We start from the raw sequence: 19,357 nt of genomic DNA on the forward strand, positions 1-19,357 counted from the left end.
GCAAGGGAAGAGCATGATGTTCGAGCTCAAGAATGTCACACGCCGTTTCGGAAAAAAGCTCGCCGTCGATTCCGTCACGCTCGCCATCCCGCAGGGCCAGATGGTCGGCATCATCGGCCGCTCCGGCGCCGGCAAGTCGACGCTGCTGCGGATGATCAACCGGCTGCAGGAGCCGAGCTCCGGCTCCATTCATTTCGCCGGCGTCGAGGTTTCCGGGCTTCGCGGCGGGGCGCTGCGCAACTGGCAGCGCGACTGCGCAATGATCTTCCAGCAGTTCAACCTGGTGCCACGCCTGGATGTCCTCACCAATGTCATGCTCGGCCGCCTTAACCACCGCTCGACGCTTCTCAGCCTCCTCAACATCTTCACCCGCGAGGAACGTGTGCATGCGATCGCAGCGCTCGAACGCCTCGGCATCGAGCAGACGGCGTTGCAGCCAGCCGGCACGCTGTCCGGCGGCCAGCAGCAGCGCGTGGCGATCGCGCGGGCGCTGATGCAGAACCCGAAGATGGTTCTTGCCGACGAGCCGATTGCCTCGCTCGATCCGCTGAATGCCAAGATCGTCATGGATGCGCTGCGCGATATCAACGAGCGCGAGGGCATCACCGTCATCACCAACCTTCATACGCTCGATACCGCCCGCAACTATTGTGAGCGCATCGTCGGCATGGCCGGCGGCTGTGTCGTCTTCGACGGCAAGGGCTCGGAACTGACCGCCGAGGCGGTGAAGGCGATCTACGGGACGGACAGGGATGGTGCCGGCATCGACGAAACGATGACCTCGACATCCATCAATCCGGCTACCGAGCGGGCAGACAATCAATCCGCCGGCACCCAACCGCTGGCGCTGGCCGGCCTCTGAGCGAGGCGGCCGCGATCGAACGCCCGCGTCAAGGGCACACTTCTTCGTAACGGAAGACCGGGGGCACCGGTCAATAGGAGAGACGACATGTTGAAGAAAGCACTCTTTGCGGCAACGGCGCTCTTCGCGCTCGCCGGCGCTGCCCATGCAGCCGATCTCAAGGAATTCCGCATCGGCATTCTCGGCGGCGAAAACGAAACCGACCGCTTGCGCAACTATACCTGCCTTGCCGACCACCTGAAGCAGGAATTCGGCTTCGAGAAGGTGTCGCTGTTCCCCGCCGCCGATTATGACGGCGTTATCCAGGGCCTGCTCGGCGGCACGCTCGACTTCGCCGAACTCGGCGCTTCCGGCTACGCAGCCGTCTCGATCAAGGATCCGAAGGCCGTTACGCCGATCCTGACGACGCAGCAGAAGGACGGCTCGACCGGCTACTACTCGATCGGACTGGCGCTCAAGTCCTCCGGCATCAAGACCATCCAGGACGCCAAGGGCAAGAAGCTCGGCTACGCCGATCCGGACTCCACCTCGGGCTATCTCGTGCCGCTGACCCAGATCCCGAAGGACACGGGCATGCCGAACGACAAGTTCTTCGCCTCGACCCAGTTCAACGGCGGCCATGAGAACAACCTTCTCGCCGCTTACGACGGCAAGGTCGACGTCGCCGTCGACGATTCCTCGGGCATCGGCGAATTCAAGGACGGCTACACCTCCGGCACCTTCCGCAAGGAAGTCGACAAGGGCGCCGTCGATCCGAACAAGCTGGTCGAAGTCTGGCGCTCGCCGCTGATCCCGAACGGGCCGCTCGTCGTTCGCAACGCGCTCGGCCAGGACTGGCAGACGAAGCTCGCAGCCTTCTTCACGGCTCTGCCTGAGAAGGATCACAAGTGCTTCGCAGCTGTCGAAGGCGGCGACTACAAGGGTTACGTCCCGGTCAAGCACGACTTCTACAATGCCGTCGTCGAAGTCCGTAAGGCTGCCATCGGCGGCTGATCGGCTTTTGGAATGCGGGGCGGCCGGAAACGGCCGCCTTTTATGTTTGATCGGGCGAGGCGTCCATGACTGTTGCCGATACACAGCCGCATATGCAGAGCACCAGGGAGATCCGCACCGCCTGGGAGCGGATGGTCGCCAGGCGCCGCTTCTACACCATCCTCGGCCTGGTTATTCTGATTGCGGCTTTCGCAAGCTCCGTTCGCTTCGCCGACGAGAGCAATGCCGGCCATTTCTTCGACCGCCTGCCGCATCTTTTCGATTTCTTGAGCTGGCTCATCCCTAAGGATTGGAACGACGTCTGGCGCGCGCTGTTCGACATTGCGAGCGCAAACGACAAGGGCGGCGAAGAATTCAATTTCGACAAGGGCCGCGTCTACGTCTGGGGCGCCTTCTATATCCCTGAATATTTCGAACTGATGATCGTGACGATCAACGTGGCGCTGATTTCGACGATCGTCGCCTTCATCTTTGCCGTTCCCTTGAGCTTCTTTGCCGCGCGCAACCTGACGAGTTCATGGCCGCTGCGCATCTTCACCAAGCGCCTGATGGAATTCCTGCGCGCCTTCCCCGAGATCGTCATCGCCGGCCTGTTTTCGGCGATCCTGTCGATCGGGCCGGTCGCCGCCATCATCGCCATAACCCTGCACACGATCGGCGCGCTCGGCAAACTCTTCTACGAGGTGGCCGAAAATATCGACATGAAGCCGCATGAGGGCATGAAAGCCGTCGGCGCCAACTGGTGGGAGCGGGTGCGCTTCGCCGCCGTGCCGCAGGTGCTGCCGAATTTCACCTCCTATGCGCTCTTACGCCTCGAGATCAACGTGCGTGCCTCGACCATTATCGGCGCCGTCGGCGGCGGCGGCATCGGCGAGGAGCTGAAGCTTTCGATCTCGCGTGGTTTCGGCGCCAAGACGATGGCGCTCGTTTTGATGCTGTTCGTGACGATCGTCGCCGTCGACCAATTCTCCGCATGGCTGCGCCGCCGCCTCGTCGGCGAGCACGCCTTCCTCCTGCAACATTGAGGCCGCCATGACGGTGATCGACGCCAACCGCATGCACGAAATCGAAGCGCGCTATCCGGAATATTTCCACCGCTCGTTCCGCCAGCGTTTCGGCGGGCTGATGATCCTAATCGCGACGCTGCTCTACAGTCTCTATGCCGTCTGGTTCTTCGACCTGCCCAAGCTTTTCGCCGAAGCCCATTGGGAACGCGTCGGCATTTATCTCAGCCAATGGGTGAGCTACGACGTTCAGCCGGAATTCCGCATCGAGGACGACGGCTCGATCGACATCCGCTATCCGCGCTTCTCGCCGCTCGGCGACAATCCGCATCCGGACTGGCTGGTCAACAATCCCGACGGCAGCATCACCGTGTCGATCAGCGGCACCAGCCGTACGGTCACCGTTTCGAAGAGCCAGACGGTCGTCACCGCCCACGGCATCACCGTTCCGGTCGATGTTTCGAGCGGTGCGCCTGAGGTGGTCGGACCAGTGCCCGGCTGGATGACCGTCTATAACGACAATGTGCTTGCCGATCTCGGATTTGCCGGCAATGTCAGCATCTCAGTCGACCGAGTGAAGATCCGCAAACGTTTCATCGGCTGGGCAAATTTCATCTTCGACACGCAGTCGTCCTTCTTCGACAAGCCGCTCGGCGAGGTCGTCGGCCTCATCGTCTCCGGGCCGCGCATCAAGCCCGACCAGTCCAACCTGTCGCTCGCCTTCGACGACATCTGGAACAACAGCGAATGGCAGCATGGCGACGTCTGGACCAAACTTTTCCAGACGATCGTCATGGCATTCCTCGGAACGCTGCTGGGGTCGCTCGCCGCTTTCCCGCTCGCCTTCCTGGCGGCACGCAACATCACGCCGAACCGGCTCCTCAATCAGATCCTCAAGCGTTTCTTCGACTTCCTTCGTTCGGTCGACATGCTGATCTGGGCGCTGTTCCTGACACGCGCCTTCGGGCCCGGCCCGCTTGCCGGCAGCGGCGCGATCTTCCTCACCGAGACCGGCACACTCGGCAAGCTCTATTCCGAAGGGCTGGAGAATATCGACAACAAGCAGCGGGAAGGCATCAAATCGACCGGCGCTCAAACCGTGCTGGTCCATCGTTACGGCATTATGCCGCAGATCGTTCCCGTCATCGTCAGCCAGACGCTCTACCAATGGGAATCGAACGTGCGTGGCGCGACGATTATCGGCGCCGTCGGCGCCGGCGGCATTGGTCTCAAACTCTGGGAGGCGATGCGCACCAACGCCAACTGGGAAAACGTCGCCTACATGGTCATCCTGATCCTGATCGTCGTCTTCCTTTTCGACGCCGCCTCGAACGCGCTGCGCCACCGGCTGATGGGCACGAAAACCCACTGATCCATCGGCTGGAAAGGCCGTGGCGGCGCTGCCGCCATCATCATTCTGTCACGGAAATCTTTTAGCCGGGAGCCTGCTTGCGGTTCGCCGCCAAATCACTGCACATTGCGCTCCCCGTTCGACGATCCCCAGGATAAAAGCCTTGCGCTACGCTCTCTATTTTTCGCCGCCGAAGGATGATCCCCTGACCGGCGCGGCCTCGCTCTGGCTCGGCCGCGATGCTTTCAGTGACGAGACCTATCCTGCACCGGAGCATGAGCGGCTCGGTGCGGCAGAGCAGTTCGAGCTGACTGCCGATCCGCGCCGCTACGGCTTTCACGCGACGATCAAGGCGCCGTTTTCGCTCGCCGCTTCGGTCACCGAGAGGGATCTTATGGCCGTCGTCGAGGAGTTTGCCGCGCGCACTGAAGCCTTCGAGATTCCCAAGCTGGTGCTCGGCCAGCTCGGCCGTTTTTTTGCCCTCGTTCCCGGTTCTGTTCATCAACCGCTTCAGGATTTCGCCGCGAAGGTGGTAAGATCCTTCGAACCGTTCCGCGCAGCGCTTACCGAGGCCGATATGGCGCGGCGCAACCCGGAGAAGCTCAGCGACAGCCAGCGCGCCAATCTGCAGCGCTGGGGTTATCCTTATGTGATGGAGGATTTCGGCTTCCACATGACGCTCACCGGCCAGGTGCCCGAGCCACGCGCCTCGGTGATGAAAACCATTCTGACCGAGCGTTTTGCCGATTTCACCGGCCGGCCGCTTACGATTTCCGGCCTCGCCGTCTTCACCGAGGAGACGCGCGGCGCCCCGTTCAAAGTTCATTCCTGGCTGCCGCTTTCCGGCGCCAAAAGCTGAAAGACCCGACGAGATGAGCAAAGAGACCGTGTTTTCCAACGCCCGCATCGTTCTCGAGGATAACATCCTCGCAGGCTCGATCCTCATTCGCGACGGCAAGATCGCCGACATTTCCGAAGGAAGCTCGGTAGCCGGCGAAGATTTCGAAGGCGACTATGTCATTCCCGGCCTCGTCGAGCTGCATACCGACCATCTCGAAGGCCATTATCAGCCGCGTCCCGGCATCCGTTGGAACAAGACAGCCGCGGTCCAGGCGCATGACGCCCAGATCGTCACATCGGGCATCACCACGGTGTTTGACTGCCTGCGCATGGGTGCGGATGAGGACGGCGGCTTCGAACATGGCGAGATGCGGGAAATGGCCGACGCCATCCAGTCGGCGGAAAAGGAAGGCCGGCTGCGCGCCGAGCATCTCCTCCACCTGCGCTGCGAGGTCTCGGCCGACAATGTGCTCGAACATTTCGGCGATTTCGAAAACGATCCTCATGTGCGGCTCGTTTCGCTGATGGACCATGCGCCCGGCCAGCGGCAGTTCCAGACGATGGACCAGTATATCTTCTACTACCAGAAGAAGCGGGGCCTGAGCGACGAGGTCTTCGCCCGTTTCGTCGCCAAGCGCCAGGCCGAATCGGCGCGAAATTCGACGCCGCACCGCAATGCCATCGCCAAGGTCTGTGCCGAACGCGGCATCACGGTCGCCAGCCATGACGATGCGACGCTGTCGCATGTCGGCGAGGCGATCGACAACGGCGTGCGGCTTGCCGAATTCCCGACCAGCTTCGACGCCGCCCGCGCCTCGCACGAACACGGCATGAGTGTGCTGATGGGTGCGCCGAACATCGTGCGCGGCAAATCCCATTCCGGCAATATCGCCGCCCGCGACCTCGCCGAGATGGGCGTGCTCGACGTGCTGTCCTCCGATTACGTGCCGCTCAGCCTGCTGCATGCGCCCTTCATCCTCGCCGATGAAGTCGAGAGCATTACCCTGCCGAAGGCAATCGCCATGGTGACGTCGACGCCGGCGCGCACCGTCAGTCTCAACGACCGCGGCCGGATCGCCACCGGGCTGCGCGCCGATCTCGTCCGCGTCCACCGTTCGCATGGCGTGCCGGTGACACGCTCCGTCTGGCGCCAGGGACGCCGTGTCGCATGAGCCCGTACGAACCCCATCCAGGAGCCGGAGCCGAACGCGGCATCATGGTCGTCGTCGTCGGGCCGAGCGGCGCCGGCAAGGACACGCTGATGAACCTTGCCGCCCGGCATTTCGCCGGCCGCGCCGACATTCATTTCACCCGCCGCGTCATCACCCGGCACCGCGACGCAGGCGGCGAAGACCATCTTTCCGTCTCCCTCCAGGGGTTTGCCGCCATGGAGCAGTCGGGCTCCTTCGCCGTTTGGTGGGAGGCCCATGGCTTGAAATACGGTATTCCAGCCGAGGTCTCGGTGGCATTGTCGCGCGGCCATGTCGTCGTCGCCAATGGTTCACGCTCGGCGCTTCACCGTTTCCAGTCCGCTTTCCCGCGGCTCAAGGTGATCAACGTCACCGCTCGCCCGGAAGTGCTCGCCAGCCGGCTGGAGGCGCGCGGGCGCGAGACGCATGAGGATATCATGGCGAGACTCGCCCGCGGGCCGCTGACGGTGCGCGGCGACTATGACGTGGCGGAGCTCGACAATAGCGGCTCGCTCGAAGAGGCCAAGCAGAAGATGGTCACGATCCTCGATGGGCTGCTCGCCGAGGTATGACCGCAATTGAGAGGAAGGGCATGCGCGCCATCAAAGTGGTCGGCTACGATCCTTCCTGGCCGCGGCTCTTTGCTGACATCGGCGCCGAAATCTCCATCCTGCTCGGCAATCTCGTGCTGTCCATCGACCATATCGGCAGTACCTCGGTGCCCGGGCTCGCCGCCAAGCCGAAGATCGACCTCGACGTCGTCACCATCTCCGACGACGTTCTGCCGAAAGCGATCGAGATCGCGCGCGCGTCAGATTTCGTTTTCCATGGCGACAGAGGCGAGAAACGCTGGGCGTTCACCCGAGATCGTGAAGGCTACGGGTTCAAGCTCTATCTCTGCGGCCCCGACAATTGCGCCCATCGCGAGCGCATCCTGTTTCGCAACTATCTGCGGGATCACCCCGAAAGGGCCAAAGCCTACGCCGATCTGAAACGCCGCCTGGCCGCCGAGGCAGACGGCGATTGGGATTTATACACCGGCGGAAAGACCGCGTTCATCAGCGAGACGCTGCGGTTGGCATGCCTATCGACTATTGGCGTGGATCGCCGCTTTCATTAGAGGCGTGACCTCCCGTCGTTTCAGCGATCGACTGCTGCAGCCACGCTCGGAAACGCGCCGATGTCACCTCGTTCCATCGCTCACGGGGTCCGACGACATAATATCCGCCAAGCCGAACATCGGTTTCGAGCAATTCGACGAGCCGCCCGGCGCGCAGGTCATCCGCAGCGATCAGGCGGGTGGCCAGCGCTATTCCTTGACCTGCCACCGCGGCGTCGACCGTCAGGTTGGCTGACCACAGCCGCGGACCGTTCAATGTCACTTCATGCTCGAAGCCAGCCTTGCGAAACCATTGCCGCCACTGATCGCGGCTTTCCTCGTGGATCAGCGGCTGTCGCACCAGATCGTCGAGGGTCCGTATCGGAGCGTTTCGGCTGATCCATTCGGGGCTGGTGACCGGGAACATGCGAGGCCTTTCCAGCAGGATCCAGCGGACATTCCCCCTTGGCTCCTCGGAATAGCGGATGTCGATATCGGCCTCATAACGGGTGAAATCTGGCTCAAGATCGGTCGCGCGCATCACGAAATCGATGCCCGGCAAGGCAAGCTGGAGCTGATTGAAGCGTGGCGTCAGCCACCGTGTGGCGAAACCGGGCACGCACCAAATGCGCAAGACCGTGCGGTTGACTGCTGGGCGCAGCTCTGCCGTCGATTTGGCAATGAGATCGAAAGCCGCCCCGACTGTCTCGGCAAAAACTCTGCCTTCCGCCGTCAGCCTGATGCCGCGCGGGCCGGCATCGACAAGCCGCGTGCCAAACCAGGCTTCGAGATTGCGGACGTGACGGGATATGACGGTGTGACTGAGATTGAGATCGTCCGCAGCTCTCCGCATCGATCCCAGGCGGCTGACCGCCTCGAAGGCGCGCACCATGGAAAGCGGCGGCAAACGTCCGCGTTTTGGAACACCTTCCTGTTCATCCGCCGATGATTTCCCCCTGCGCAATCCTGTCTCCCAGAACGGAAATTGGTTCTGCCGAACCAAGATCGGAATGCCGTCTACATCTTCATATGCCATGGAATTTGCAATTTTGGCGTAACGAAGAGTGGTGCACGGTGGTGCATAGGATGCACCACCTGCTTACTGATTGGCAATCGCGTTTTTCCGCCTTTCGCAAGCGAAAACATCCAATTTGCCGGCGGTGCGACCACTTGTCGGAGGAGACTGGTCGGGAGCGGTGCATCTATGTGTCCACCGCGGTCAACAAAAAGCGCCTTTCCGCCCCGCAGGACATTCGCCAGCATTGCCCGCAACACGCCGCTCCGCCTCGGAGATGACACCACGGCAAAGTCCGCAGACGCCGGCTTTGCCCATCCCTTGCGAGCGGCCGCGATTGCCGACGATCCCCAAGGATCGTGGCTGTCAACCGGCGTCAGACGGACGCTCAACAAACAGGGGAAGCGAATGAAATTCAACAACACTTCGACGATTGCAGCTCTCAGCCTGCTGTCGCTGGCGCTTGCTACGGGGCCGAGCGCGGCCCGGGATCTTACCATCGCGTCCTGGGGCGGGAACTTTCAGGATGCGCAGCGAGAGATCTATTTCAAGCCGTTCTCCAATATTGCCGGCAAGCCTCTGCTCGACGAAGGCTGGGACGGCGGCATTGGTGTCCTTCAGGCAAAGGTCAAGGCGGGCAATCCTTCCTGGGATGCCGTAGAGGTTGAAGCCGACGAGCTCTCGCTCGGCTGCGCCGACGGGCTTTTTGAGAAAGTGGACTGGAACAAGCTTGGCGGCAAGGATGCGTTTCTGCCTTCCGCGGTGAGTGATTGCGGCGTCGGCGCCATCGTCTGGTCGACCGCCATCGCCTATGACGGTGCCAAGATTGCCGATGGCCCGAAGTCCTGGGCCGATTTCTGGGACGTGAAGAAATTTCCCGGCAAGCGCGCCCTGCGCAAGGGACCGAAATACACGCTCGAATTCGCGCTGATGGCCGACGGCGTGCCGGCGGACAAAGTTTACGACGTCCTCGCGACGCCTGAGGGCATCGACCGCGCCTTCGCCAAGCTTGACGCGTTGAAAGCGCACCTTGTCTGGTGGACCTCGGGTGCGCAGCCGCTGCAACTGCTTGCTTCCGGCGAAGTGGCCATGACCAGTGCCTATAATGGCCGCATCACCGGCATCAACCGTTCCGAGGGTCGGCAGTTCAAAGTTGTCTGGCCGGGCAGCATCTATGCCGTGGATAGCTGGGTCGTTCTGAAGGGCGCCGAAAACAAGGAGGCGGCCTTTGACTTCATCGCCTTCGCCAGCAAAGCGGAAAACCAGGCAAAGCTGCCGCAATTTATCGCCTACGGCCTCCCGAACAAGGAAGCCGGCAAAAGCGTGCCGCCGGACCAGTTGGCCGACTTGCCCACCACCCAAGCCAACATGCAGGAAGCAGTCAGCCTTGATACGGATTTCTGGATCGACAATTCGGAAGCATTGACCAAAAGGTTCGACGCCTGGCTGGCACAATAGCGGACGGAATATCGCCCCCGCGGGATCGCTTCTGCCGATCGACCCGTGGGGGCTTCCGCACATTTTCGTCACTTCGCTCCCAGGAGCCGACAATCCGAACGGAGGGCCATCATGGCTGCGCCGCGCATACGCTTTGAAAGAATCTCAAAATCCTTTGGCGTGCACCAGGTCGTCAAAGACCTGACGCTCGACATCGAGAGGGGCGAGTTCGTCAGCCTTCTGGGCCCGTCCGGTTCAGGCAAGACAACTTTGCTGATGATGCTGGCGGGTTTCGAAAACCCGACCGCCGGCGGTATTTTTCTCGACGGCCGCCGCATCGACCACCTGCCTCCGCATCGGCGCGAGATGGGCGTCGTCTTCCAGAATTATGCGCTCTTTCCGCATATGTCGATCGCCGACAACATCGCCTTTCCTCTGAGGATGCGCGGGGTCGGACGAAGCGAGATCGACGAGCGCGTGAAACGCGCCCTCGATATGGTGCAACTGTCGGCGATGAGCAGCAGGAGGCCCGCCCAGCTTTCCGGCGGCCAGCAGCAGCGCGTGGCGCTTGCCCGCTCCCTGGTGTTCGAGCCGGCCGTCGTGCTGATGGACGAGCCGCTTGGGGCACTCGACAAACAGCTGCGCGAACAGATGCAGCTCGATATCCGAGCCCTCCACAAGCGCCTGGAACTGACCGTGGTGTTCGTGACCCACGATCAATCCGAGGCACTGACCATGTCGGACCGGATTGCGGTCTTCAACCACGGCAACATCGAGCAGATCGGTTCGCCGCGTGATATTTACGACCGCCCGCAGACACGTGTCGTCGCCGAATTCATCGGCGAAACCAATCTGATAGAAGGAACGGTCAAGGTGACGGGCACAGCCGGCACCTCCGTCGAGATCGCCGACGGACGGCATGTGATGGTACCGGGCAACAGTTCTCTCTCTGTCGGAAGCCGTGTCCACATTTCCGTTCGCCCCGAGCGCATTTCTCTGGCGGCCGGCGGCATCGGCGCAGCGGCGAACGCCCTGCCGGCAAAAATACTCGACAGCGTCTATCAGGGCGACCACCTGCGGGTGCAGCTCGATGAGGATGCCTTCCGCTTCGTGGTCCGGACGGACATGCGATCGGCGGAGTGGCCGATCGGAGCCGAGGTGGTGGCGCACTTCACACCTGATGACTGCTGGGTGATCGCAGCATGAGTGCTTTCCGTCGACGCACCGGCACCTTTGCCCTCATCCTCCCCCTGACCCTGTTCCTGGGTGTCTTCTTCATCTGGCCGCTTCTGACCGTGCTGGAGCAGGCGGTGTCCGATCCAGTCGTCAGTAAAAACCTGCCGCGGACGACAGCGGCGATTTCGGCCTGGAACCTTAACTCCGAACCCACCGACGAAATGCGGAGGGCTCTTGTCGACGACCTGAAATCGCTCGACGACGACCAGAAACTGGGAGAGGTGGTTCGAAGACTGAACAGCGCCCAGCCGGGTTTCCGCACACTGATGCGAAAGACCGTCGCGGCCGTGAGAGACAGTACCGGGCCGGTAAGCCTCGCAGAGATCGACGCTCGATGGAACGACGTTGCCTTCTGGCGGGCAATCGCCGAAGCGACCTATCCTTATACCGATCGCAACCTGCTTGCCGCGGTCGATCTTCAGCATGACGCATCGGGGGCGATCGTGGCGATGCCGGCCGGAGAGTCCGCCAATCAGGCGATTCTGCTGAGAACATTCGCCGTGGCCGCCGTCGTGACGCTCGCGACCTGTCTCATCGGCCTGCCATATGCGATGCTGGCCGCCGCCTCGAGCGGCTGGCGACGACAACTCCTGCTTGCGGCGGTCCTCCTGCCGCTATGGACATCGCTGCTGGTGCGCACGGCCGCCTGGTACGTGCTCCTTCAGGACAAAGGACTCATCAACTCCCTCCTCGTATCGCTCGGCCTCCTCAACACTCCGTTGCCGCTTCTTTTCAATCGGACGGGTGTCGTCATCGCCATGACGCATGTGCTGCTGCCGTTCATGGTTCTGCCGATCTACAGCGTCCTTATCGCAATCCCGCGGAACCTGATGCCGGCGGCAGCCTCTCTCGGCGCGAGGCCGATCCGGGGCTTTCTGCATATCCTGCTGCCTCTGGCCCTGCGCGGCATTGCCTCCGGCGGACTGCTCGTGTTCATGGCAGCACTCGGTTACTACATCACACCGGCGCTCATCGGCGGACCGAAGGACCAGATGATCAGTTCGGTGATCGCCTTCTACGCCGCGGGCTCCGCCAATTGGGGCATGGCCGGTGCGCTCGGTATGGTGCTGCTCGCCGTGACGATCGCGCTCTACGGCGTTTACGGCCGGATATCCATGAAGACGACGGGGGCGTGACATGACAATTCGGTTGCTAAAATTTCTGTTCGGCGCAGCAACGGTCACTTTTCTGCTGGCTCCGCTTTTGGCGATCCTTCCGATCGCATTTACCTCCAGCAGCTTCCTGGCCTATCCCATTCCTTCTTTTTCGGCTCGCTGGTTTGCGGAACTGGCAACCGAGGAGGCCTGGCGACGATCCATCGTCAACAGCTTGCTGATCGGAACGGGGACCACTTTGCTTTCCACCATGCTCGGCATTCTGGCTGCACTGGCGTTGCGCAGGCGCGTTGTTTTTGCCGCGGCGCTGAGGACGATATTCCTCCTGCCGATGGTCGTTCCAGCCGTGGTGCTCGGCGTCGGGCTGCAGATCCTGTTTGCCGGCCTCGGATTTCCAAACACATTTGCGGCCGTGATCGTGGCGCATACGGTTGTCGCCGTGCCCTTTGTGCTGGTTAGCATCACCGCCTCGCTTGAGGGCATCGACTGTCGCACCGAGCGTGCGGCCGCGAGCCTGGGGGCTTCTCCGGCGAAGGTCTTCTGGAAAGTGACGCTGCCGCTCGCCATGCCCGGCGTCCTCTCCGGCGCCGTGCTTGCCTTTGCCACCTCGCTGGATGAAGTCGTCCTGACCCTGTTCGTCGCCGGACCAAACCAGCTGACGCTCGCCCGCCAGATGTTCTCGTCGATTCGCGAAAACATCAGCCCGGCCATCGTGGCGGCGGCATTTCTGTTTATCGTCGGGACGATCTTTCTCGGAGGCCTGCTCGCGGTGGTGCACAAACGCGCCGCCCGGTCTGCGGCCCCAGCCTGAGGCCAGGGCCGTTCGTCCTTCGGGGAACCGATGACTCCCGTTACTCGCCGTCACCCCGACCGGAAACGATCTCGCGCTTGCCGACATGGTTGGCCGGCCCGACCAGGCCTTCCTTTTCCATGCGTTCGACCAACGAGGCGGCTCTGTTGTAGCCAATGCCGAGGCGGCGCTGGATGTAGGAGGTGGAGCACTTCTTGTCGCGCATGACGACCTTGACCGCCTGCTCGTAGAGCTCGTTGCCATCCTCGGAGGCCATGGCGCTCTTGTCGAAGACGGCGCCGGCTTCCTCCTCTTCGGGCTCTTCCTCCTCGTCGGCGGTGACGGTGTCGAGATATTCGGGGCGGCCCTGGGTCTTCAGGTGGGCAACGACCTTTTCGACCTCGGCATCAGAGACGAAGGGACCGTGGACGCGGGAAATCCGCCCGCCGCCCTGCATGTGCAGCATGTCGCCCTGGCCGAGCAGCTGCTCGGCCCCCTGTTCGCCGAGAATGGTGCGGCTGTCGATCTTCGAGGTCACCTGGAAGGAGATGCGGGTCGGGAAGTTCGCCTTGATCGTGCCGGTGATCACGTCGACCGACGGGCGCTGCGTCGCCATGATCAGGTGGATGCCGGCGGCACGCGCCATCTGCGCTAGACGCTGGATCGCGCCTTCGATCTCCTTGCCGGCGACCATCATCAGGTCGGCCATTTCGTCGACGATGACGACGATATAAGGCATCGGCGTCAGGTCCAGCGCTTGGTTTTCTTCGATCGGGGCACCGGTGCCCTTGTCGAAGCCGACCTGGACCATGACATGGATGGTCTCGCCCTTGTCGCGGGCCTGCGCCACGCGGTCGTTATAGCCATCGATGTTGCGCACGCCGAGGCGCGACATCTTGCGGTAACGCTCTTCCATCTCGCGCACGGCCCATTTCAGCGCCATGACCGCCTTCTTCGGATCGGTGACGACGGGCGTCAGCAGATGCGGGATGCCGTCATAGACGGAAAGTTCGAGCATCTTCGGGTCGACCATGATCAGCCGGCACTGTTCCGGCGTCATGCGGTAGAGGAGCGACAGGATCATCGTGTTGATGGCGACCGATTTGCCCGAGCCGGTGGTGCCGGCGACGAGCAGATGCGGCATCTTCGCCAGCTCGGCGATCACGGGCTCGCCGCCGATGGTCTTGCCGAGGCCGAGCGCCAGCTTGTAGCCGCTCTTCTCGAAATCCTGGCTTTCGATCATCTCGCGGAAATAGACTGTTTCACGGGTGACATTCGGCAGTTCGATGCCGATGACGTTGCGGCCGGGCACGACGGCGACGCGGGCCGAAAGCGCCGACATCGAGCGGGCGATATCGTCGGCCAGGCCGATGACGCGCGATGACTTCACGCCGGGCGCCGGCTCGAACTCATAGAGGGTGACGACGGGGCCGGGGCGGACATGAATGATCTCGCCCTTGATGCCGAAATCCTCAAGCACGCTTTCCAGAAGCCCGGCATTCTGCTCCAGCGTCTCCTGCGACATGATCTCGCCGAGCCGTTCCGGCGGCTCCTGCAACAGGGCACGCGGCGGGAATTCATAGCCGGAGGCGTCGATCCTTTCCGGCCTTGCCGCCAGGCGCGGCGACGGCAGAACCGCGGCGACGGGCGGCGTGCGCTGGGGCACAGGCGCGGCCTGAGGGGCTGGAGCGACGTGAAGAGCAGGCGCCGGCTGAGGCACGGGCGCAATCGGAGAGGTCAGCGCAGGCGCAGGGGCCGGCACAACAGGGATCTCGACGGGGATGCGCCTTGGCCGTTCCAGGGATATGGCGGCCGGGGGGCGCGGGGCAGGCTTTGCGGAGGGCGCAGCGGCCGGCAGAACCGGGCGGGAGGCGGCGGTAGCAGCGGCCGGCCGGCCCGGGCGCCATTCCATGATGCGGAACAGCGACGTGATCGATTCTGGCGCCGTCTCGGCCTTCGGGAACGAGATCACGGCAGGCGCGCGAACCGGCTCGGCCTCTTCGAAGGCCATGACCTCCCAGAAGGCGAAATCCGAAATGGAAGAAAGCTCGGCGGTGGCCCGGAAAGCAGGCGCGGCCAGCTCGTCGGGAACAAGGGATGGCTGCAGTTCGATCATCTGCGGTGCTGCGGGAAGTTCGTCCGGCTCCGGCAGATAGATATCGAAGGGCACGTCGACGGCGACCGGCTCGATCCGTATCGCCTGCTGCCCCATCTGCGAATCATCGCGGACGGGTTCATCCGGCACCCGCCGCTTGCTGATCAGCGTTTCCGGCGTGCGGGTAAAACGGACGTTCGGCGCGAGGGAAAAATTGCTCTGCCAGATCGGCGCCGCCGGCTTTTCTCCCGGCTCGACCGCCGGAAGGTCCGTTTCAGTCCCGCTGGAAAAGTCCCCGGCGTCCGTCAAATTGGTTCTGGGAAAACGCATGCGTCCGCTACTCACTCATGCCTAACAAATTACGACCCTACCGGGATAGAAAAGGAAGGTTAATAAGTTCCTTCCCGCCGTATCGTTCCGACACGGCTCCCGTCGCTAATTCGCTGCGATTTCAGTGAGTTGAATTGAACGGAAAAATCTTTGCCGATTTTGTGGAGACGAGGCTAATGCGCCTCGTCCCAATTGCTGGCGGCGCGCGCGTCGACCCTCAGCGGCACGCGCATTTCGAGCGCCGGCATGGTGGCGTTTTCCATGACCGAGACGATAACCGGCATCGCCTTTTCGACATCCTCGTCCTCGACTTCGAAAATGAGTTCGTCATGCACCTGCAACAGCATGCGGACGCGATCGCCAAGACCGACTTCGGCGAGCGCCGGCTCCATCCTGATCATCGCCCGGCGGATGACGTCGGCGGCCGAGCCCTGGATCGGCGCGTTGATCGCGGCACGCTCGTTGAAGGCGCGCACGGACGGGTTGGAAGAGCGGATTTCGGGATAGTTGATTCGCCGGCCGAAGATCGTCTCGACATAACCTTTGTCGCGCGCCATCGCCTTGCGGCTTTCCATATAATCGCGGATGCCGGGGAAACGCTCGAAATACTTCTTGATGTAGTCGCCGGCTTCCGAGCGCTCGATCGACAGCTGGTTGGCAAGGCCGAAGGCCGAAATGCCGTAGATGATGCCGAAATTGATCGCCTTGGCGCGGCGGCGGACTTCGCCCGGCATGCCTTCAACCGGCACGCCGAACATTTCCGAGGCGGTCATGGCGTGGATATCGACGCCATCCTCGAAGGCCTTGGTCAGCTGCGGGATCTCGGCCACATGGGCAAGCACGCGCAATTCGATCTGGCTGTAGTCGGCGGAAATCAGCTTGTGGCCCGGCGTCGAGATGAAGGCGGTGCGGATCTTGCGGCCTTCGGCGGTGCGCACCGGAATATTCTGCAGGTTCGGCTCGGAAGAGGACAAGCGCCCCGTCGTCGTCGATGCCAGCGAATAGGAGGTGTGGACCCGCTTCGTCTCGGCGTGGACATAGCCGGGGAGCGCATCGGTATAGGTGGATTTCAGCTTGGTCAGCTGGCGCCAGTCGACGATCTTGCGCGGCAGCTCGAAACCGGCGGCGGCTAGATCCTCAAGCACCTGCGCCGAGGTGGACCATTGCCCGGTTTTCGTCTTGCTGCCGCCGGCAAGACCCATCTTGCCGAACAGAATATCGCCGAGCTGCTTCGGCGAGCCGATGTTGAACCGCTCGCCGGCGAGCATATAGATCTCGTCTTCCAGCCTGGCGGCGCCCTGGGCCAATTCACCGGACAGGCGCGACAGGATCTGCCGGTCGACGGTGATTCCGCGCGCTTCCATGCGCGCCAGCACCGGCAGCAGCGGCCGTTCCAGCCGTTCATAGACGCTGGTCAGGCCGGCCGCCACCAGCCGCGGTTTCAGCACCAGCCAGAGCCGCAGCGTCACGTCGGCATCTTCGGCGGCATAATGGGTGGCGCGGTCGATATCGACGAGATCGAAGGTGACGTTCGCCTTGCCGCTGCCCGCCACATCCTTGTAGGGGATCGGCGTGTGGCCGAGGAATTTTTCCGAGAGCGGGTCCATGCCGTGGGCGCCGGTGCCGGCGTCGAGCACGTAGGAGATCAGCATCGTGTCGTCGAAACTCCTAGTCTCGATGCCGTAGCGCTGCATCAGCAGGTAATCGTATTTGAGGTTCTGGGCGACCTTGAGGACCGCAGCGTCCTCCAGCAGGGCCTTCAGCCGCGGCAGAGCGTCACGCATGGGGATCTGGTTGTCGGCAAGGCCGCCGCCGAGCAGATCGCCGACGCCGTTCTTGTGGGCGAGCGGTATATAGGCGGCGCGGATCTTCGTGCCGGTGGGATCCGCCGTATTGTCGGCGATTGCCAGCGAGAAGCCGACAAGCTCGGCCTGCATCGCATCCAGCGACGTTGTCTCGGTATCGAAAGCAACGAGGCCTGTGGCGCGCGCATCGGCGATCCACCGGTCGAGCGTGGCGAGATCCCGGATCGTCGCATAGGCCGTGTGATCGAAGGGCAGCGTCGCAAAGGCTTCGGCCCGCGCCTTGGCCAGATCGGCGGGCGAAAAGGCGCCTTCGACTGAAGCCTTGGCCTTCGCACGCGGCGGCACCGGCACCGATTCGCCGGAAACCTCGGGTATGCCGCCGGCAACCGGGGCCGGCTCGGCCGCATCGAGATCGGGGCCATGGGCAGCCTTGCCCCATTCAATGTTGACGATCGCCGGTTCGATGGCGCTCGCATCGCAATCGCAGACCTCGGCGACGCGGCGCGTCAGCGTCGTGAATTCCATCGTCTTCAGGAAACCGATCAGCTTCGGGCCGTTTTGCGGCTCCAGCACCAGCGCGTCGAGATCGAGGTCGAGCGGTACATCGGTGCGCAGCCGCACGAGGTCGCGCGAGAGCCTGGCCATATCGATATTGGCAAGGATCGTCTCGCGGCGCTTGACCTGCTTGATCTCGGTGGCCCGATCGAGCAGCGTGTCGAGATCACCATATTCCTCGAGCAGCTGGGCGGCGGTTTTCGGGCCGATGCCGGGAATGCCGGGCACATTGTCGACGGAATCACCGGTCATCGCCTGCAGGTCGATCATCTTTTCCGGCGGCACGCCCCATTTCTCGATGACATCGGGAATGCCGATCTGCTTGTCCTTCATGCTGTCATACATATGGACATTCGGGCTGACGAGCTGCATCAGGTCCTTGTCGGAAGAGACGATGGTGACATCGGCCCCCGAGGCCTCGGCCTGGCGGGCATAGGTGGCGATGATATCGTCGGCCTCAAAACCTTCGGTCTCGATGCAGGGCAGATTGAAGGCGCGGGTCGCCTCGCGGATCAGACCGAATTGCGGAATGAGCTCTTCCGGCGGGGCGGAGCGGTTCGCCTTATAGGCGTCGTAGAGATCCTTGCGAAAGGTCTTGGCGGAATAATCGAAGATGACGGCAAGATGCGTCGGCGTGACGCCGACATCGGTGTTGCGCGCGTCCCGCAACAGCTTCCACAGCATGTTGCAGAAACCGGAAACGGCGCCGATCGGCAGGCCGTCGGTCTTGCGGGTCAGTGGCGGAAGTGCATGAAACGCCCGGAAGATGAACCCGGAACCATCGACTAGGAAGAGGTGATCGCCTTTTTTCATGGCTGCATGGATAGCGCGGGCACGGGACAAGGTCCATATAAAGTTCGGCGGGCGAGGCGGAAGATTCCGCTCACCAAACTGTTACCGATTTGTAACGATCACCCTCCCTTGAAAAACCACATTCTCAAGCACAAATCCATGTCACCGGCGCTTGATCGCGCCGCGGGTCTGATTACCGGCTTGTCCCCCGCCGCGTCAGGCTTGGACAAAGGCCTTATCCCCCTCTCCGGGCCTTTGTCCCCACTTTAAGGTCGCCATGGCCAACCTCCAGGCCATGGCGACTTTTGTTTTTCCAGGCACTCGAAATTATCGTCGCGGCTTGCATATTTTGGAGTATCGCATGCGATTTGCTGCATTGTCTCCGGCATGGTTTTGAGCCTAACTTGCAATCATGGGATTTAACCGCATGGATTCGGGAGCCTACCTTGCCAGCCAGCTGGCGAAGGGTTTTGCCCGCTCGCTGCACCAGCGCGCGGTCGGGCTCGGTTTTTCTCCCGGCCAGTTCCCCATCCTGCTGGAACTCTGGGCCGAGGACGGACTGACCCAGAAACAGCTTCTCGAGCGGGTCGATATCGAGCAGGCGACCATGGCCAATACGCTGTCGCGCATGGTCCGCGACGGGCTGATCGAACGCCGGCCGCATCCATCCGACAAGCGGGCGCAACTGCTCTTCCTGACGCCGAAAGCCCGCGCCATGGAGGCCGAGGCGATCGAAACCGCGCGCAAGGCCGACCTTGCGTTGTTTAAAGGTTTTCGGGTTTTCGAGCGCGAGCTGACGCTCGAATATATCCGCCGTCTTCTGGAAAACGCCAAGGCGCTCTGAGCGC

16 protein-coding genes are annotated in these 19,357 nt (G+C 62.4%); 13 read left to right on the forward strand and 3 right to left on the reverse strand.

Annotated elements, in window-relative coordinates; translation table 11 throughout:
- The first annotated feature begins 16 nt into the window (after positions 1-16).
- The 8 genes from phnC to K6N12_RS13335 all read left to right on the forward strand — a co-directional run bounded on the left by phnC (position 17) and on the right by K6N12_RS13335 (position 7,360).
- On the forward strand, positions 17-862 hold the full coding sequence (gene phnC, locus K6N12_RS13300; protein WP_179867161.1) for a phosphonate ABC transporter ATP-binding protein: 846 nt from the start codon (positions 17-19) through the stop codon (positions 860-862).
- Positions 863-949: 87 nt separating this feature from the next.
- Positions 950-1,855: a phosphonate ABC transporter substrate-binding protein gene (gene phnD / locus K6N12_RS13305; protein ID WP_097628368.1), complete on the forward strand. Its 906-nt coding sequence runs from the start codon at positions 950-952 to the stop codon at positions 1,853-1,855.
- 65 nt (positions 1,856-1,920) lie between these two features.
- Positions 1,921-2,880 carry a phosphonate ABC transporter, permease protein PhnE gene (gene phnE, locus K6N12_RS13310; protein ID WP_097628369.1) on the forward strand — a complete coding sequence of 320 codons (960 nt, stop codon included), beginning with the start codon at positions 1,921-1,923 and terminating at the stop codon, positions 2,878-2,880.
- 7 nt (positions 2,881-2,887) lie between these two features.
- On the forward strand, positions 2,888-4,231 hold the full coding sequence (phnE, locus tag K6N12_RS13315) for a phosphonate ABC transporter, permease protein PhnE (protein WP_097628370.1): 1,344 nt from the start codon (positions 2,888-2,890) through the stop codon (positions 4,229-4,231).
- 142 nt (positions 4,232-4,373) lie between these two features.
- The gene (locus K6N12_RS13320) at positions 4,374-5,069 is read left to right on the forward strand and encodes a DUF1045 domain-containing protein (RefSeq protein ID WP_097628371.1); all 696 of its coding nucleotides are present in this window, start codon (positions 4,374-4,376) and stop codon (positions 5,067-5,069) included.
- A gap of 13 nt (positions 5,070-5,082) precedes the next feature.
- Positions 5,083-6,222, forward strand: a complete 1,140-nt coding sequence (locus K6N12_RS13325; protein WP_097628372.1) for an alpha-D-ribose 1-methylphosphonate 5-triphosphate diphosphatase — start codon at positions 5,083-5,085, stop codon at positions 6,220-6,222.
- Positions 6,219-6,812, forward strand: a complete 594-nt coding sequence (gene phnN, locus K6N12_RS13330; protein ID WP_097628373.1) for a phosphonate metabolism protein/1,5-bisphosphokinase (PRPP-forming) PhnN — start codon at positions 6,219-6,221, stop codon at positions 6,810-6,812. The genes K6N12_RS13325 and phnN overlap by 4 nt, the downstream gene beginning before the upstream one ends.
- Positions 6,813-6,832: 20 nt before the next feature.
- On the forward strand, positions 6,833-7,360 hold the full coding sequence (locus K6N12_RS13335) for a GrpB family protein (protein WP_097628374.1): 528 nt from the start codon (positions 6,833-6,835) through the stop codon (positions 7,358-7,360).
- Here K6N12_RS13335 and K6N12_RS13340 read toward each other — a convergent pair.
- On the reverse strand, positions 7,332-8,303 hold the full coding sequence (locus K6N12_RS13340; protein WP_245426864.1) for a LysR substrate-binding domain-containing protein: 972 nt from the start codon (positions 8,301-8,303) through the stop codon (positions 7,332-7,334). The genes K6N12_RS13335 and K6N12_RS13340 overlap by 29 nt on opposite strands.
- Positions 8,304-8,762: 459 nt before the next feature.
- Between K6N12_RS13340 and K6N12_RS13345 the strand changes: the two genes are divergently transcribed.
- From K6N12_RS13345 to K6N12_RS13360, 4 genes are all read left to right on the forward strand, one after another.
- Positions 8,763-9,812, forward strand: coding sequence for an ABC transporter substrate-binding protein (locus tag K6N12_RS13345; protein WP_097628479.1), 1,050 nt, complete (start codon positions 8,763-8,765; stop codon positions 9,810-9,812).
- A gap of 111 nt (positions 9,813-9,923) precedes the next feature.
- Entirely contained in the window at positions 9,924-10,997 is a 1,074-nt protein-coding gene (locus tag K6N12_RS13350) for an ABC transporter ATP-binding protein (RefSeq protein ID WP_131710697.1), read from the forward strand.
- Positions 10,994-12,163, forward strand: coding sequence for an ABC transporter permease (locus tag K6N12_RS13355; RefSeq protein ID WP_222148827.1), 1,170 nt, complete (start codon positions 10,994-10,996; stop codon positions 12,161-12,163). Before K6N12_RS13350 ends, K6N12_RS13355 begins: the two co-directional genes overlap by 4 nt.
- Position 12,164: 1 nt before the next feature.
- Positions 12,165-12,953 (forward strand): ABC transporter permease, encoded by a 789-nt coding sequence (locus K6N12_RS13360; RefSeq protein ID WP_097628378.1) that lies wholly within the window; start codon positions 12,165-12,167, stop codon positions 12,951-12,953.
- A 40-nt stretch (positions 12,954-12,993) separates the two neighbouring features.
- On the opposite strand, the gene K6N12_RS13365 is transcribed toward K6N12_RS13360, so the two are convergent.
- Together K6N12_RS13365 and polA are read right to left on the reverse strand one after the other, a co-directional pair.
- On the reverse strand, positions 12,994-15,357 hold the full coding sequence (locus K6N12_RS13365) for a DNA translocase FtsK (RefSeq protein ID WP_097628379.1): 2,364 nt from the start codon (positions 15,355-15,357) through the stop codon (positions 12,994-12,996).
- A 173-nt stretch (positions 15,358-15,530) separates the two neighbouring features.
- Entirely contained in the window at positions 15,531-18,530 is a 3,000-nt protein-coding gene (polA, locus tag K6N12_RS13370) for a DNA polymerase I (protein WP_097628380.1), read from the reverse strand.
- Positions 18,531-18,936: 406 nt separating this feature from the next.
- On the opposite strand from polA, the gene K6N12_RS13375 reads away from it, so the two are divergent.
- A complete protein-coding gene (locus K6N12_RS13375; protein WP_097628381.1) occupies positions 18,937-19,353 on the forward strand; it encodes a MarR family winged helix-turn-helix transcriptional regulator in 417 nt (138 codons plus the stop codon).
- Positions 19,354-19,357: the final 4 nt, after the last annotated feature.

Origin of the sequence: Rhizobium redzepovicii (assembly GCF_019793435.1) — a bacterium.
GTDB classification, from domain to species: Bacteria; Pseudomonadota; Alphaproteobacteria; order Rhizobiales; family Rhizobiaceae; genus Rhizobium; species Rhizobium redzepovicii.